We start from the raw sequence: 265 nt of genomic DNA on the forward strand, positions 1-265 counted from the left end.
GTGAAGGGCCCCATTCACGACAACGATTTTCAACCCCAACCCAGACCATTTGCAGGTCGTGGTTGGAGTTGGAGTCGTATAGATTTTCCTGATATTTTGGGGGCGGAGCTTTATGTCTCTGTTGGGGTTGGGGTGGTGGATGGGTGCGGACAACCAAATCTATCACTTGTGCCCAAAATTTCATACCGTGCGTTTGTAGCTATAGTTGTGCTGCCTAACTGAAAAAAATGGAAGCGCACAGTAAAGATTTCGTAAGAGAGATTAT

The 265-nt window shown here is 46.4% G+C and carries 1 protein-coding gene; it reads left to right on the forward strand.

Annotated elements, in window-relative coordinates; genetic code table 11:
* Positions 1–222, forward strand: a 222-nt coding sequence (locus IEQ44_RS17280; protein WP_227487658.1) for a hypothetical protein, incomplete at its 5' end; no start/stop codon positions are given.
* Between the last annotated feature and the right edge of the window lie 43 nt (positions 223–265).

Origin of the sequence: Nocardioides malaquae (genome assembly GCF_015070385.1) — a bacterium.
GTDB classification, from domain to species: domain Bacteria; phylum Actinomycetota; class Actinomycetes; order Propionibacteriales; family Nocardioidaceae; genus Nocardioides; species Nocardioides malaquae.